Annotated in this window: 15 protein-coding genes; 13 read left to right on the top strand and 2 right to left on the bottom strand. The window is 38.2% G+C overall.

The annotated features are described in order from the left end of the window. Positions 1–11: 11 nt before the first annotated feature. Complete coding sequence (locus tag Sdiek1_RS04955) at positions 12–2570, bottom strand: molybdopterin-dependent oxidoreductase (RefSeq protein ID WP_087438172.1); 2559 nt, start codon at positions 2568–2570, stop codon at positions 12–14. 10 nt (positions 2571–2580) lie between these two features. Further along, positions 2581–3417 carry an NrfD/PsrC family molybdoenzyme membrane anchor subunit gene (gene nrfD / locus Sdiek1_RS04960; RefSeq protein WP_161491990.1) on the bottom strand — a complete coding sequence of 279 codons (837 nt, stop codon included), beginning with the start codon at positions 3415–3417 and terminating at the stop codon, positions 2581–2583. A 122-nt stretch (positions 3418–3539) separates the two neighbouring features. Here nrfD and phnD point away from each other — a divergent pair, with 122 nt between their 5' ends. The 13 genes from phnD (at position 3540) to Sdiek1_RS05025 (ending at position 15820) form a co-directional block, all read left to right on the top strand. After that, positions 3540–4412 carry a phosphate/phosphite/phosphonate ABC transporter substrate-binding protein gene (gene phnD, locus Sdiek1_RS04965; RefSeq protein ID WP_087438174.1) on the top strand — a complete coding sequence of 291 codons (873 nt, stop codon included), beginning with the start codon at positions 3540–3542 and terminating at the stop codon, positions 4410–4412. Then, complete coding sequence (locus Sdiek1_RS04970; RefSeq protein WP_087438175.1) at positions 4409–5776, top strand: sensor histidine kinase; 1368 nt, start codon at positions 4409–4411, stop codon at positions 5774–5776. The genes phnD and Sdiek1_RS04970 overlap by 4 nt, the downstream gene beginning before the upstream one ends. Beyond that, positions 5773–7155, top strand: a complete 1383-nt coding sequence (locus Sdiek1_RS04975) for a sigma-54-dependent transcriptional regulator (protein ID WP_161491991.1) — start codon at positions 5773–5775, stop codon at positions 7153–7155. Before Sdiek1_RS04970 ends, Sdiek1_RS04975 begins: the two co-directional genes overlap by 4 nt. Positions 7156–7212: 57 nt before the next feature. Then, positions 7213–7899: an ABC transporter ATP-binding protein gene (locus Sdiek1_RS04980; protein ID WP_087438177.1), complete on the top strand. Its 687-nt coding sequence runs from the start codon at positions 7213–7215 to the stop codon at positions 7897–7899. Continuing rightward, complete coding sequence (locus tag Sdiek1_RS04985) at positions 7896–9134, top strand: ABC transporter permease (RefSeq protein ID WP_087438178.1); 1239 nt, start codon at positions 7896–7898, stop codon at positions 9132–9134. The genes Sdiek1_RS04980 and Sdiek1_RS04985 overlap by 4 nt, the downstream gene beginning before the upstream one ends. Before the next feature lie 9 nt (positions 9135–9143). Next, entirely contained in the window at positions 9144–9860 is a 717-nt protein-coding gene (locus Sdiek1_RS04990) for an outer membrane lipoprotein-sorting protein (RefSeq protein WP_087438179.1), read from the top strand. Further along, on the top strand, positions 9861–10967 hold the full coding sequence (locus tag Sdiek1_RS04995) for a hypothetical protein (protein ID WP_087438180.1): 1107 nt from the start codon (positions 9861–9863) through the stop codon (positions 10965–10967). Between the two features lie 526 nt (positions 10968–11493). Continuing rightward, positions 11494–12276 carry a TOBE domain-containing protein gene (locus tag Sdiek1_RS05000; RefSeq protein WP_025346180.1) on the top strand — a complete coding sequence of 261 codons (783 nt, stop codon included), beginning with the start codon at positions 11494–11496 and terminating at the stop codon, positions 12274–12276. A gap of 21 nt (positions 12277–12297) precedes the next feature. Beyond that, positions 12298–13053: a molybdate ABC transporter substrate-binding protein gene (gene modA, locus Sdiek1_RS05005; protein WP_087438181.1), complete on the top strand. Its 756-nt coding sequence runs from the start codon at positions 12298–12300 to the stop codon at positions 13051–13053. After that, positions 13050–13445, top strand: coding sequence for a hypothetical protein (locus tag Sdiek1_RS05010; protein ID WP_087438182.1), 396 nt, complete (start codon positions 13050–13052; stop codon positions 13443–13445). Before modA ends, Sdiek1_RS05010 begins: the two co-directional genes overlap by 4 nt. Before the next feature lie 8 nt (positions 13446–13453). Further along, positions 13454–14137, top strand: a complete 684-nt coding sequence (gene modB / locus Sdiek1_RS05015) for a molybdate ABC transporter permease subunit (RefSeq protein WP_087439835.1) — start codon at positions 13454–13456, stop codon at positions 14135–14137. Next, on the top strand, positions 14130–14999 hold the full coding sequence (locus Sdiek1_RS05020; protein WP_087438183.1) for an ABC transporter ATP-binding protein: 870 nt from the start codon (positions 14130–14132) through the stop codon (positions 14997–14999). The genes modB and Sdiek1_RS05020 overlap by 8 nt, the downstream gene beginning before the upstream one ends. Then, positions 14999–15820: a sulfite exporter TauE/SafE family protein gene (locus Sdiek1_RS05025; protein WP_192866775.1), complete on the top strand. Its 822-nt coding sequence runs from the start codon at positions 14999–15001 to the stop codon at positions 15818–15820. Before Sdiek1_RS05020 ends, Sdiek1_RS05025 begins: the two co-directional genes overlap by 1 nt. Positions 15821–15850: the final 30 nt, after the last annotated feature.

Genomic DNA, 15850 nt, shown 5'->3' on the forward strand with positions numbered 1-15850 from the left:
TTATCCTTCACCTATATCTTTTCGATTTTTACACGAGTATGTCCACCATGTCGTGGGTTTGAGCCACTAAGGCGCTCCCAGTCATAACAATATAAATCGTTGTTATTACCACCACGAGGTTTTGATCCAAAGATTTCTGACCCTACGCGACCATATGCCCAGTGACCTTGTCCGTAACATTTAGCGACAGTTCCAGGACGGATACCTTCCCAGAGTTTGATCTCACTTTCAATGGTTCCAAACATGGAGATAACACGAACTTTATCGCCGTTTTTAAGTCCTAATTTTTTACCATCAAGCGGATTGAGTTTTGTGACATCTTTTTCATTTTCATCACCTGGATCAACACTTTTTGTACTGTAATACCAAGGAGTATTTTGACTTCTTCCTTCACGATTAAGGCGTGAACGGTGGTCGATAAAAATGAATGGATACGTTGTTTCATCCCCATAGCGTACCGCTGGTTCATAGTGTGGTACAAAGAATTGCTCACCTTTAACCGTATAATTTGCAGCTTCAATGGCTTCATCAAGCGTCATTTTATGCTTATCAGCATGGTTTTGCATTCCCGCTTTAAGCGTTTCACTGAAAAACTCAAATTTATGGGTTGCTGTATGGAAATGACCGATTTTTTCGCCAATTTTGTAGCGTTTTGTTTTCCAAATGCCTTTTTCAAGTAACTCAGCCCAGCTATTTATCGTATCACCTTTGCTATTACTGCTACCATCCCAACAAGGTTTAGTGAAGAATTTTGTTGCAAAAAAATCAAATTCCTCAGCGGTTTCAGGTGTTTTGCCAGTTTCTGGGTCTTTGAAATTCTCTTGATAATATTTCAGAGGTAAATCAAAACCTTTTTTTGCGAGTGCTTGAGCGAGCATAAATGGCACTTCTGTTTCATCTGTTTTGGCCTCCCCGTAAGGCTTGATAAGCGGTTGATGAACAGAGAGGTAGGCTGTCAAGTTTTGTTTATTTTTAGCAAATCCATAACGCTCAAGCATGTGCATCTTTGCTGGTAATACGATGTCTGCAAACATTGTCATCTCTGCAATATTGGTTGTAATATGGGCAAAGAATGGTAATTTTGACATTGCTTCTTCCCATTGTTTTGTTCCCATAGAAGAGAAGACCCAGTTGTTCCAATAACCAATTGCCATTTTGATGTCATACGGATCTTGATCAAGCATGGCTTGTGCAACCCTTGAGGTACACACAAATCCACCCGATTTCATGTGCTCAAGTGCAGGAAACCCTTTGGTTCCTCGCTGATCGATTTTTGGTTTTTTCAAACTGTCAGCAAAACGAGGATCAATGTAAGGCTTCACATCAGGTGTTTTAGCAGTTGGTGCTGAACCTTGTTGCAAGATACCGCCAACGGAATCAACGGAGCCTACAAGTCCATTAAGAGCATGGCATGCAAAGGAAGAGATGCCTCCTCTTATTTGCATAGAAGCGCCTGGACTTGTCCATGAAATGGCTCTATTGCCAGCTTCCGCAAATTCACGAGCTACTTCACGAATCTCTTTGGCGCTAATACCCGTAATTGGCTCCGCCCACTCAGGAGTACGATCTTTCAGCTCTAAATTCCACCATGCAACAACACCATTGGTATGAATTTCATTAAAGACTACAGGAATCTTTTTATCTTCGACAATAATTTCTGTTGGAACTTCTTGTCCTACAACAAAATAGTTGACTTTATCGGCAAAATCACCTACAAAATCTCTGTTCCATTTGCCCTCAGAAAGAATAACATGTGCAATGGCAATAGCGAGTGCTCCATCGGTTCCTGGAATAATAGGTAACCAACGATGTGATTTAGCTCCCGTAGCGGATAGACGAGGATCAATCGTCGTGATTTTAGCTCTATCTTTAACATTTCCAAATTGGTTGATAAACCACGGTGTTTGACGATTTGATGCAACCATATCTGAACTCCAACCCAAAATATAACGAGTGTTTTGAAGATCAAAGTCAGCATACGCCGGATAGCCCTCAGATTGTTCGCGTCCAAACTCTTCGGCATCAGCACATAAAGCACTGTGTGAAATGTTATTTGGGCTACCAATGAGTTTTGGAAATGTTCCATACATGATTTCATTCATACCAGTGTAACGACCACGGGTTAAAAGGAATTTGTGTGTTTCGCCTGCATTAATAAGTTCCATAATTTTATCGGCGATGGTATTGATCGCTTCATCCCATGAAATAGGTACAAATTTAGGATCAATACCTCTTCCTTTTTTAGGATTGGTTCGTTTTAGTGGTGTTTTAACACGATCAGGATCGTACACTTGTTGCAATGCTAAATGTGGACGTGGACAAATGCGTCCACCACTTGGTGAGTTGGGATTGCCTCTGACTTTAATGACTTTGCCATCAACCACAAGTCCTTGAATGCTACACCAACTTGTACATCCTTGACAGGTTGAAGCTACCCATTTGCCTGCTTCACCCTCGTAACCCAGTTCACCTGTTTTTGCTTCGACTTCTTCTGGAAAAATAGATATGGTTGAAGCTACCGCTGCTGTTCCAGCTGTTGTTTTGAGAAAATCTCTTCTGTTAATACTCATCATTGACTCCTTATACTGCTTGACCGAGATAGACAACTAAGTTTTTGAGGAAAAAGCTTCCCGCAACTATGATTGCGAATGTTGGAATCGCTACTGCTTTGAGGGATAGTTTGTTTAGAATAACCAATGTAAAAATGGCTAAAGGTGCGATTAACCCCATTAAGATGCTTAGTGCCCAAAACTCCATGCTAAAGTTACTGATGAGAACATCATAGGCATGTTTTGAAGATGCGGTTGTTAACGCTAAGTTGTAAACCCATGCAAAAACAGCGGCTAACTCAAGGGTTAAAACCATGTTGATGATGAGGGGGAGTTTAAAGCGTGCCACAAGGTTTTCTAAGCTTCTCAGATTGAAAAGTACCATGAGCGATGCACCTGAAAGAATAGACGAAACAAAGAAAATCACAGGAATAGCGTTGTTCCAAGGTTCTTTTGCGATGCCAGAGAGCAAAAATCCATGATACAAACCAACGAGACCTGCAAGAACTGCACCAGCGTAAACGATTTTTGAGCTAAGTGATGAAACACCACTTGTCAATACTTTAAAGGCGATAAATAGCGCAACTGCTACAAACGCACTTTGTAAAAAGATACCGATTGACATAAATGAGGTTGGATTAACCGCATAGATCGTTTTAATAACGTTCAATGGACGTCCAAGTTCTGTAAGTAGTAGCAGTAATCCTGCTATCACCAAAAGCGGTGCAACAACAAATGATTTTTTGACGAAACCATCGTAAACTTTTGCATCCACATAGTAAAGTATAACCCCCACGAGGAAGGCACCTACACCTAAACCACCTAAAAACAGATCGAGCGAGACCCGTATATCCCACAACAAATGCATCATGGACTCCTTTAAAGTTTTTTGAACTTTTCTTCAAGTACAATGTGCTAACTGCAATTAATGTGCCAACTTTTAAAATCCCTAGAATAGGGACTTCAAGAGAAAAAAGGAGCTTTAAAGAGATGAAAAACGATCAAGTTTTGACCAGTGCCTTTCAAAAATTTACCATGCTTTTTTTACTACTATTGTTGCCTTTTTCACTCTATGCCAAAGAAAAAATTGTTTTAGGGTTAACAGGAACTGTCTTAAAAGATGATCTTAAAAATTTTATGGATTGGGAAAAATATTTGGAGAGTAAAAATAGTGATTTTGATATACAAATACGTTTTACCAAAACGTATGCGGAGATGAATACACTCATCAAAGAGAATAAAGTCGACGTTGCTTATATTTGTAACTCCAGTTATACAAAACTCGACAAAGATGGCACAGGTAAAATTTTAGCAATCCCCATTTTTGATGGAAGTGATCAGTATTACTCTTATATAATCGCCAAAAAAAGTAGCCGATTTACGTCCTTATCAGACTTCAAAGATGCTATTTTTGCCTTTACCGATCCTGAGAGTAATTCAGGAGCAACAGCTCCAAGCTACTATATGATAAACCATAACATGGATCCTAAAACATTTTTCAAATCTTACATCTATACGTATGAGCATGGCGAGTCGATTAAAGCTGTGATTGATGGTTTTGTGGATGGTGCAAGTGTAGATAGTATAGTTTATACCCGTTTTACACAAAAGTGTCCAGAGCAGATTGAGCAACTTAAAATTATTCAGGTCTTAGGACCTTATACCAATTCTCCTATTGTAGCGAGAAGTTCATTGCCTAAAAAGCAGTTTGATATGTTACAACATGCCTTTGCAACAATGCATTTAGACCCTTATGGAAAAAGCATTTTGGAAAAACTTTCCTTAGATCGCTTTGATCTCCCCTCTGGTCAAGATTTTTCCAACGTGGCCAAAATGCTTGAAGTCATTGAACAGAGACAATGAAAAAACTCATTGACTATCTTTTAGCACTCTCTGTTCAAGTTAAACTTGCCACACTCATTTTTTGGGTTGTTTTTGCCATCTCTTCGGTTTCTATTGTTATTAATATCGACATTCATAAAAACCATACCAATCAGATCATTGATGAGCTTATTAAGACCAACATTAACTCTAACAAAGCCTTTGTCAGCGAGTTTATCCTTACCCATAATCAATGGGAGCTTTACAAATTTCTCAAAACATTGAGTTCCAGCAGTATGATTGAAAGCTCAGGATTTATTGACACTCATAATGTCATTGTGGCGCATACCGATACGGAACATTATCGTCTTGGTGATACGTTTAAAGAGTTTGACACTTACAATGTTGTTCCTTTTGAACAAGATGGGGTGACTTTTGGCTCTTTTGTGCTTAAGGTCAAAAATCAAACGCTTTTTAGCATGTTACAAGATACCTTTTTAGCACAGTTTGTACTTCTTCTTATGGTGGCACTTCTTTCATTAGTGATTGCCAATATTTTTATGGGAAGGCTTTTAGGACGACTTCATCTACTCTCCAATAATGCACAAGCAATTATCGAAAAGCGTTGGGATGACATTACGATTTATCAAGGCAAAGAGAACGATGAAATCACACGTATTATTGAAAAAACAACGCAATTAATGCATGAGCTGCGAGACTCTATCGAAAAAGAGGAGAAGAACGCTCGCATTTCGCACTCACTTATTATCTTGGGAGAAATTGGTTCCTCTTTTGCGCATGAAGTTAAAAATCTACTACAGCCTTTAAAGTTGTTGCTTTCTCCTGCCCAACTGCCCGACAAAGAAGATATGCCCATCATTCATGGAGCATTAGCGCGCATCGATCATCAGGTTGTGGATTTTTTAGCCCTTGCCAAACCCGCTGACTTCAAGTACGAAAAACCTTTACATGTAAAGCCATTGGTTGAAGAGTCTATCGCATTATTGCGTTCTTCTTTGAATAAAAAACATTTAACGATTCAGAACATCGTTGAAGAGGATTTATACGTTAAAATGGGAGCGAATGCGATTGAAATTATTTTGATAAATTTACTCAATAACGCCATCGATGCAGCGTTTCAACTGAGTAGTATTGAGATTACATGGAAGAGGGCAGAGCAAGCAGGATTTTCCATCTTGTGTGTGAAAAACAGTGGTGAAACCATGGATGAAAAAACCAAAGCCAATCTGTTTAAACCCTTTTTTACCACAAAAAAAGAGGGTTCTGGCTTGGGGCTTTTTAGCATCTATAAAATTGTCTATCTCTCCAATGGTTATATCGAGTTTGAAAGTCAGAACAATCAGACAACATTTTGTTTATATTTCCCATGCGAAGAGGTTTTATGAAAATTGCCATTATTGATGACCAACAAGAGATTCGCTACTCAGTTGCTAAAATTTTACAGCGCAATCAGCATATACCGTTACAGTTTAATGGTGAAGAGTTTGAACTCTCTTTAATCATCGAAGAGCAAGGGGTTGAGCTTTTAATCGTCGATGTCATGCTTGGCGAAAATCTTACAGGCATTGATTTGATCAAGCAGTTTAAAAAAGTAGGACTTAACCTTCCCATTATCTTGATGACGGCGTATACGACACCTACGAATATGATCGAAGCGTCCAAAATTGGCATTAAAGACATTTTGCAAAAGCCCTTTGATGAAGCGCAACTTTTAGAGTTGGTGGGAAAATACATGCACACTTCAAGCAAAGAGAAGAGTGCTAAAAAACCGATCAAGCAAGGTGAAGAGGCGTTTGTAGGTTCTTATGAGACGATGAAAGAGATCTATAAAAAAATTGGCATCGCCGCCAATAATGATCTTGCTGTGCTCATTTACGGCGAAACAGGAACGGGAAAAGAGCTGATCGCCAATCTCATTCATACCAACTCTACGCATGGGGAGCACCCTTTTGTTGCGGTTAACTGTGCGTCTATTCCTAAAGAGCTTTTTGAAAGTCAGCTTTTCGGGCATGAAAAGGGCTCGTTTACCAGTGCCGATAAACAGCACATCGGGTATGCTGAGCAAACAGGTGAAGGAACGCTCTTTTTAGACGAGATTGGAGAGCTTGATATTGAGCTTCAAAGCAAACTATTGCGTTTTTTAGAGACAAAAAAGTTCAGGCGTGTAGGAGGCTCTAAAGAGCTTAATTTTGAAGGACGCATTATCAGTGCGACCAATGCCAATCTTAAAGCACAAAGTCAGCAAAAAAGTTTTCGTGAAGACCTTTACTTTCGCCTCTCTATGCTTACGATTACGATGCCAACACTGAAAGAGCGGATTCAAGATATTCCTATCTTGTGCGAACATTTTATCGCTAAAGCCAATCGTGATCTTAAAATGACCATAACGTCAATTTCCGAAGAGGCGTTGGTTAAACTTGCACGCCATCATTGGCGAGGCAATATTAGGGAGCTGCGCAATACGATTTACAGCGCGTGCTTAAACGCTAGCGATGCGATGATCAAAGCGGATGACATTAAAGAGTTTGAAGACGCATCGCCGTGTGAAAAGCAGACACTAGAGCAATTTTGTCGCGATTTTTTAGAAAAAGAAGGTGTTGAAAAAGCGCATGAACTGGAGCAAATGATGCAAAGATCTCTTTTACATGTAAGCTTTTCGCTTTGCCCCAACATCACACAGCTTTCTACCATACTCGATATTTCTCGCAATACACTCAAGAAACAGCTGAAGGAATTTAATCTTTACCAAGATGATAGTGATTAACATCGCATTAACATAGTCGCCTTATACTTTCACAAATGACATAAAAGGGGAAAGGATATGATCACAGCACATCATCTCAAAAAAGTCTATCAGACAGGCGAGATACGTCAAGAAGTTATCAAAGATTTGTCTTTAGAGATTAGCGAGGGAGAATTTATCTCTTTAGTTGGGCCTAGTGGAAGTGGAAAAAGCACTGTACTAAACATGCTTGGCTGTCTTGATACCCCAACCAATGGCGAGATTGTTATCAACAATACTTCCACCACGACCATGAATCGAACGCAAAGGGCTAACTTTAGAGGTGAAAACATTGGTTTTATTTTCCAAAGTTTCAATCTTATTCCAGTTTTGAGTGTGTATGAAAATGTTGAGTATCCTCTGATTATGATCCAAAACCTTCCCGAAGAGGAGCGAAAATCACGGGTACTTACGTTACTTGAGGAGGTTGGGATGTTGGATCATAAAGATAAAACCCCTGATAAAATCTCAGGCGGTCAGATGCAACGTGTTGCCATAGCAAGAGCACTCGTGACCAATCCTAAAATTGTCTTTGCAGATGAACCTACAGCGAATCTTGATACCAAAACAGCGCATATGATTATTGAGCTGATGAAAAAAATTCAAAGAGAGCATCAAACGACGTTTGTGTTTGCAACACATGATGAAAAAATAGTCTCCAATGTGGACAGACTTATCACCCTTGTCGATGGTGAAATTGTAGCAGATCAAAGGATGAACAAATGAACAATATCCTTAAAATATCCTATCGAAATCTCAAACGAAACTATCGAAGAACGCTTCTAACGGCTTCCCTTATTACGATAGGGGTCATTTTTGTGCTGATCTACACGGCGATGTCAGGGAGCTTTAAAAGTTATACGGTTGGGCAGATTACTGATTCTTTAATGGGGCATATTCAGATACACAAAAAAGGGTATGTGGCTTCTGTCGACAATCTTCCTTTGGATAAAAATCTTAATGCAAAAATGTTAGAGTTTATCGAATCGAAGCTAGAGTCCAATCCTTTTATAGAGAGTTACAGCTATCGCATCAAGTTTGGTGCAATGTTTTCTAACTTTACCAGTACGACCAACATCAGACTTAACGCGATTAATCCTAAAGATGAATTTCCAACGTTGCCACTCCTTGAAAGTCGAATTTCTGATATGAATGGTACTTTTAAATCAGGCGAAATCATTGTTCCTGAACTGCTTATCAAAGGGATGGATGTCAAAATAGGCGATACCATCGTCTTGGTTGCCAATAACAAAAATGGCTCCGTCAATGGCATTAACCTTAAAGTTGCAGGTATCGTGGGGCAAGTCATGGGACCTGGAGGACGTGATGGGTACATTCACATCGAAGATGCCAAAAAGGCACTGCGAATGAACAATGAACTTGAGATCAGTGAAATCGTCCTTCGCCTAAGAGACGTAGAAAAACTGAGAGTTGCAGAAAAATCACTTCAGCCACTCTTGGAAAAACTCAATAAAGAGGGAAAGCCTGTTTTGGAAATTCATACATGGCAGCAACTCTCTCCTTTTTACAACATCATTAAGATGATTGATGTTATGAATATTTCGATTCAAATCATCCTTATCTCTATTGTCCTTATCTCCATCCTCAATGTGATGATCATGAGTGTGTTTGAGCGTGTCCGAGAAATAGGAACCATTGCGGCTATGGGCACACCGCCTTTGACCATCGTCAAACTTTTTTTATGTGAAGGCTTGATGCTAGGCGTGTTTGGGGCGGTTGTGGGAAGCATCTTGTCTTTGGGGATTGTTTATCTTCTCAATATTGTCAAAATTACCTATAGCATCGGGCAACAAAGTGGTCTTATTTTAACACCGAGCTTAGGAATAAATGAGATACTTAGTGTAAGTATCATCGTTATTTTTATCTCACTCGTTGCGTCCATATCTCCCGCCATCAAAGCTTCAAGACTTGATCCTGTTGAAGCTTTACGTACCTATTAGGAGCACACCATGAAGAAGATCATACTTTTTTTACTCACAACGCTAGCACTCTTTGGTGCGGAGAGCATTTTAGAACAAGTGGATAAAAAGCTCAGTCCAAGTTCTGCGGATAGCTATAAAAAACTCATTAACATCGAGCCTGATGGGAGCAAAAAAGAGTTTTTGCTTTATCAGATCAAAAAAGGTAAAGATAAAATTGTCTCGTTGTTCTTACAGCCTGACAGTGAAAAAGGCAGGAGTACACTGAGATTGGATGAAAATATGTGGCTTTATTTGCCCGATGTGGGCAAGCCCATTCGCATTACGTCTATGCAAAGTGTTGTGGGCGGTGTGTTTAATAACAGTGATATTATGCAACTCGATTTCTCGGCTGAATATGACATCAAAAGCCAAACAGATGAGGGTGCTACGATTGTTTTAGATTTGAAAGCTAAAAATGAGACGGTTGCATACGATAAATTGTTGATGGAAGTGGATAAAAAAACAGTGACACCGACAAAAATCGCCTGTTATACTTCTACGGGGATGCTCATAAAAACGCTCTACTACAAAGATATGAAAGACTTTGGTGGTGGCATCGTAAGACCTGCGGTGATTGAGACGGATTCGCCACTGTATAAAGGCTACAAGTCCATCATGGTGTATGGAAAAATAACAGCGCGTGAGTTTGCCGATGAGATGTTTACCATCGAAAACATTGGCAAAGTTCAAGAGTTTCGAAAATAGATGAAATCTTTACATGTAATTCTTTTTGCAGCAGTTTTGGGAAATGCAGGAGATTACGATTTTGACCTTGATGCCATCGAGGTCAAACCCTATACATTGAGTGGTTACCTTAAAGGTGAAAATAAACTGCAAGGCTTAAATGAAGACTCACCTCTGTTTCATACCAAAAACAAAGAGAGCATGAAGAGCTATGGCAGTGAAGGTGATTTAAAATTTGCTTACTTTCAAGATGCCATTAAACTTGACTCTGAAGTGATGGTGAATTACAACGATGTCGATAGAGAGTACAGTGATGCTTACACTATTGCACAACTCTTCGTGCAGTACAAGTTTGATCAAAATAATCTTATTGAGGTCGGTAAAAAAGCGCCTAAATGGGGCAAAGGCTACTTCGTCAATCCCATCGCTTTTTTTGATCGAAAGAAAGACCCAAATGACCCTGATGCTTCGCGTGAAGGGTATGTGATGGCGAATTATCGGTATAACAAAAGCTACGATGGGGATGTGAGAAATGTCTCGTTGGATCTCATTGTGATGCAAAACAATGACCATATAAACAGTGATTTTAGCCAAAAAGATGAAAATAATGTAGGGGTTAAAGCCTATTTTCTAGCGTATGATACGGATATTGATCTTATCTATTATCATCGAAGTGAGCAGAGCGATAAAATAGGGCTGGATTTTTCTAAAAATATTCAAACGAACATTGAAGTACATGGAGAGTTTGCTAAAACACTGGGCGCGGATGATTATGCGTATTTGGTGGGGTTAAAGTATTTAACGGCATTTGAGCTCAGTATTACCAGCGAGTATTTTTACCAAAAAAATCAGAGCAGCAAGTCCGAGCCTTTTTTTGATCATCAGTATTTTATGAATAAGTTTTCACAAAAAGAGCCCTTTAATTGGCTGTATGGGTCTCTTTACTATAAAAATATCTACAACCTCGAAGATAAGTCGATGCAAAACTCTTTTGGCGCAACGTACAGCTTTAAAAACAATATGCTTTTAGATATTTCATACAATATGAACGATGGTCAAATAGGCTCCGAATACGGCTCTAAACTGGTTCAAGATACGTTATGGACAAAGCTGTATTGGTATTTTTAAATTACGGAGTAGCTTAAGCGCGTTCCAAGAAAGTCATATCTTTGATAAGTCCCTCACTTCGCCCAACTTTAACGATGTTTGCCGCCGTTCCTTTGTAGAAAGGAATTTTGGTATCGGGATCGACATAGTCTGTGCAGAGGTCGTTGATGATAGAGTAATTACTACTTCCATTAACTCCAAATCATTTTTTTACATAACAGATAAATGCTACGCACAATATAAGTAGTCATTTTATTTAATTATTTTTTAAATATGCTAATTATACATATTGTTTAAAGAAATGTTTGATTTAATATATTTAAAACTTATAATTTAATTTATATTTTATTGGAAAAATACTTGAATAATATATATGTATTATTTGCATATTAAACCCATAAATACGTTATTCTGATACAAATATTATTAATTATAATATGCAAAAATTACATGTTTAAAAATTAAGCATAAGAGCGTTATATGTCTTAAGGTTATATTGCTATACTTCCAAATAATCGTTGTATAAATATATTACATAAGGAAATATATGAGTAAAGATTTATCAAGTGGACTAATATGTTTTGATAAACCAGTCCTATTGGAAAAACGTATTCATTTACTTCAAGCTATCAAAGAGAGTGGTTCAATTACAACAGCAGCTAAACAAGTTGGTATTAGTTATAAGACAGCATGGGGAGCCATTGATACGATGAATAACCTCTCCACTATGCCTTTAGTTGTAAGAGTTACTGGTGGAAATGGTGGAGGAGGAACCTCATTAACTCCTTATGGAGAAGAAATTGTCAAGAACTATGATGTACTGAAACATGAGTATGAACGTTTTTTAAAAACACTCTCTTCTATGGCTGAATTTAATATGGATCACATTAAAAACTTACAAAGGATAGCTATGCAAATTAGTGCACGTAATCAGTTTATGGGAAAAATTGGTGACATTAAACAAGCAAAAGTCAATGCCGAAGTAAGCATGGTCTTAAAAAGTGGGGTTATTCTTGTTTCAACTATTACAAACAGCGCTGTTGAAGAAATGGGGTTACATATTGGGGATGAAGTCATTGGGATTATCAAAGCATCCTCTGTTCTTATATCCAATGACACTCATATCGCAACCAGTGCTCGCAACAAAATTCTAGGCAAAATAAGTGGCATTATTCTTGGTGAAGTGAATGCCCAAGTCAGTATTGACATAGGTGAAAATGAAATGATTGTGGCAACCATTACATCTGAATCTGCAAAAAGTTTAGGTTTAGAAATCGGTTCATCTGTGTGTGCCATTATTAAATCAAGCAGTATTCTAATCGGAAAATAACATTTGATACAAGGAGCATTTATGTTAAAGAAAATACTAGGAATGGCGTGTCTTTCCCTATCATTATGGGCAGGAGAAGTTCAAATAACCGCGGCAGCAGATTTGGTCTATGCGTTTAAAGAGATGCAAGTTGAATTTGAAAAAGCTTATCCTGGGGAAAAAGCACATATCGCTTTTGGTTCAACGGGGAAAGCATATACACAAATTGTCAATGGTGCCCCTTATGACATGTATTTTGCAGCAGATATGGGATATGTCCAAAAGCTAAAAGATGCTGGACTCATTAGTCATGAACCTAAACCATATGCCTATGGACGTATTGGACTTTGGGCTCCTAAAACAAATAATATGGATGTTAAAAGAGGTTTGGAGCTTTTATTGGATCCAAAAGTAAAAAAGATTGCTATTGCTGATCCCTCTCATGCACCTTATGGTGTAGCCGCAGTCAATGCGCTGAAAAGTCAAAATTATTATGACAAAATTCAAGATCGTTTAGTTTTGGGTGAAAATGTCTCACAAGCTGCTCAGTTTATTCAAACAGGAGCGGCAGAAGTTGGCATTATCCCTTTATCATTGGGTATTTCTGATACGTTAAAAGCACAAGGTGATTTTTTCCTTTTACCATCAGAGTGGCACAACGAAATCATACAAGGCTATGCACTTCTTAAAAATGGTGAGAACAATCCTACAGCACAAAAATTTGAAGCTTTTGTAGGAACACCACAGGCACGTGCAATCTTTAAAAGATATGGCTTTGTCCTTCCAGGTGAACTATGAATCGTTTGCGTGCACGAATCAGTCATATCCAAACCTATGAAGGGATATCACGCATTCTTTTAAACTATCATGAACAAATGCTCACAGCAATTATCTTAGAACTTCCCTCTTTTGCAAAAGAGGGAAGTGAAGTGTATATCTGTTTTAAGGAGACAGAAGTAGGTGTTGCTAAAGGTTCATGCGACAATATCAGTTTCTCAAATATCTTTGAGTGCCACATTGAAGCATTAAACAAAGGAGTGATACTCTCTACCATTAGAGCAACACATCATTCTCATACATTAGGCTCAATTATTACAACCGCAGCTATAGAACGTTTGAATTTACAGGTGAATGATTCAATAAACTTTTTCGTTAAAGCAACTGAATTATCGCTTGAGGAGATGGTATGAATGAAATCTTGAGTCCTGCATTTTGGGAACCTTTTGGGCTAACCCTAGAATTGGCATTGATTACAACGATTTTTTTATATCTTGTAGGTATTCCACTTGCTTATTATTTAGCTTTTTCTAAAATACGTTTCAAAGCCATACTGGAAGCTGTCATTGCGATGCCTTTGGTTTTACCTCCTTCGGTGCTCGGTTTTTATTTCCTTCTTATGTTTAGCCAAAATGGCTTCTTAGGCGCTATTTGGAAAGAGCTTTTTGGGCATCAATTAGCATTTCATTTTGATGGATTGGTTGTAGGTTCTATTATTTTTAGTCTTCCTTTTATGGTTCATCCACTCTTAAGTGGGTTCAAATCAGTGGATCGTTTTAGTATTGAAGCAGCCCATACAATGGGTAAAAGCCAAATACAAACACTTTTTAGGGTTATTTTACCTGCAATGAAATCTTCTCTTGCCACAGGTGGCGTCATTTCCTTTGCACATACAGTGGGTGAATTTGGTGTGGTATTGATGATCGGAGGCAATATTAATGGACAAACGAAAGTAGCTTCCATTGCTATTTACAATGAAGTGGAAGCACTGAATTATACGATGGCACATAGTTACTCACTTATCTTATTTGCCTTTTCTTTTGCTATTTTATGGCTAGTTTATACCAAATTGAACAATGAAGTAAAAGCGAGTTTTCATGCTTAAAGTAGATCTTTCTAAAAAGCTTCAAGGAGCAACGGGAGTCATTGATTTTGAGGTGGAGTGTCACTTTGAAAAAGGAGTGTTTTGGACTATTTTTGGAGAATCAGGTATTGGTAAAACAACATTTCTTCGAATGATAGCGGGACTTGAAACACCCGACAGAGGAACCATTGTGATGGATGATGAAGTGTGGTTTGATAGCACTAAAGGGATTAACCTTACCCCTCAAAAACGCCGTGTGGGATTTGTCTTTCAAAACTATGCCTTGTTTGAACATATGAATGTATTGGAGAACCTTCTGTTTTCCCAACCACACAAAGATGTTAAAAAAGCGGAAGAAATCTTACATGTAATGGGATTAGAAGCACTTAAAACTCGTTTACCTTCAACCCTTTCAGGAGGACAACGACAACGTGTCGCATTGGCAAGATCTATTGCTCAAGAGCCTAAAGTATTACTCTTAGATGAACCTCTCTCCTCACTGGATGCATTGACGCGTTCACGTCTGCAAGATGAACTTAAAAATACACACGATATTTTTAAATTGACTACGCTGATGGTTTCCCATGACCGTAGTGAAGTCTTCAAACTTTCCAATCAAGTTTTATGGATTAAAGAGGGAAAGATTTTTAGTCAAGGTTCGCCTAGAAAAGTATTTCTTTCTCAACACAGTACCAGTAAATTTGCCTTTGAGGGAGAGGTTTTAGATTGTGAAAAGCGTGATAGCATTTATGTTGCAACCATCGGCATTGGTAACACAATCGTCGAAGTTGTTTTAGATGAAAGTGAGGCTATTAACTTAAACATTGGAACAAGTGTGAGTGTAAGCACAAAAGCATTTGCACCTATTGTAAAAATCATGTAATGAAAAAAGAATCCTTGCACACACACGTACCTTTTAAATCTTTCTTAGGCGGGTTATCTGTTTCAACCTTGGGAGGTTTAATAGGTCTTGGTGGTGCAGAATTTCGGTTACCTCTTTTAGTGGGGTACTTTGGATTTAGTACCTTGTTAGCCATTATGATTAATAAGCTCACTTCCCTTGCAACGGTTCTTTTCTCATTAATATTTCGCGTTTATTATACAGGAGCTATCGATCTTTACGCCAATATGAGCACCGTCATTGTTCTATTAATAGGTTCAATGATAGGAGCATGGCTTGGCGCACATTATGCCTGTTTACTTCACGAACGCTTTTTAAATAAGCTCATTGCTTTTATTTTAGTCATTTTATCCCTTAGTATGATAAGCTCGCATCTGTATGTTATTGAACTCTATCCGACAGCTGTATTGACAGGAGTAAGCTTACAATGTATTGGATTTATAGCTGGGATTTTTATTGGAGTTATAGCAGCTATTTTAGGTGTTGCAGGAGGTGAGTTTTTAATTCCTACCCTGATGTTACTGTATGGGTTTGATATGAAAATTGCAGGTACTTTATCGCTTTGTATCTCTTTGCCCACTATGATAGTTGCATTTATTCGTTATTCTCGTAATCAGGTTTTTTCTCAGTTGAAAGAGCACAAGAAATTTATTCTATTTATGGTCATAGGTTCTTTTGTAGGCTCACTCATAGGCGCATACGTTCTTCAGTTTATTCACTCCCAATGGCTTGTATGGATTTTGGGCATTATTTTAATGCTATCTGCAATTAAAGTATTCTCTCACAGTAAAAAATCATCCTAAAAGAGTTATAATTTTCTATTCCTTATTGTG

This window comes from Sulfurospirillum diekertiae (assembly GCF_002162315.1).
Classification (GTDB): Bacteria; Campylobacterota; Campylobacteria; order Campylobacterales; family Sulfurospirillaceae; genus Sulfurospirillum.

Coding starts and splice junctions, on each gene's coding strand:
- Sdiek1_RS05010 (WP_087438182.1), top strand. CDS start 13,050: ATGAATCGTTTGCGTGCACGAATCAGTCATATCCAAACCTATGAAGGG.
- modA (WP_087438181.1), top strand. CDS start 12,298: ATGTTAAAGAAAATACTAGGAATGGCGTGTCTTTCCCTATCATTATGG.
- Sdiek1_RS05025 (WP_192866775.1), top strand. CDS start 14,999: ATGAAAAAAGAATCCTTGCACACACACGTACCTTTTAAATCTTTCTTA.
- Sdiek1_RS05000 (WP_025346180.1), top strand. CDS start 11,494: ATGAGTAAAGATTTATCAAGTGGACTAATATGTTTTGATAAACCAGTC.
- Sdiek1_RS04980 (WP_087438177.1), top strand. CDS start 7,213: ATGATCACAGCACATCATCTCAAAAAAGTCTATCAGACAGGCGAGATA.
- Sdiek1_RS04985 (WP_087438178.1), top strand. CDS start 7,896: ATGAACAATATCCTTAAAATATCCTATCGAAATCTCAAACGAAACTAT.
- phnD (WP_087438174.1), top strand. CDS start 3,540: ATGAAAAACGATCAAGTTTTGACCAGTGCCTTTCAAAAATTTACCATG.
- Sdiek1_RS04990 (WP_087438179.1), top strand. CDS start 9,144: ATGAAGAAGATCATACTTTTTTTACTCACAACGCTAGCACTCTTTGGT.
- Sdiek1_RS04970 (WP_087438175.1), top strand. CDS start 4,409: ATGAAAAAACTCATTGACTATCTTTTAGCACTCTCTGTTCAAGTTAAA.
- Sdiek1_RS05020 (WP_087438183.1), top strand. CDS start 14,130: ATGCTTAAAGTAGATCTTTCTAAAAAGCTTCAAGGAGCAACGGGAGTC.
- nrfD (WP_161491990.1), bottom strand. CDS start 3,417: ATGCATTTGTTGTGGGATATACGGGTCTCGCTCGATCTGTTTTTAGGT.
- Sdiek1_RS04995 (WP_087438180.1), top strand. CDS start 9,861: ATGAAATCTTTACATGTAATTCTTTTTGCAGCAGTTTTGGGAAATGCA.
- Sdiek1_RS04955 (WP_087438172.1), bottom strand. CDS start 2,570: ATGAGTATTAACAGAAGAGATTTTCTCAAAACAACAGCTGGAACAGCA.
- Sdiek1_RS04975 (WP_161491991.1), top strand. CDS start 5,773: ATGAAAATTGCCATTATTGATGACCAACAAGAGATTCGCTACTCAGTT.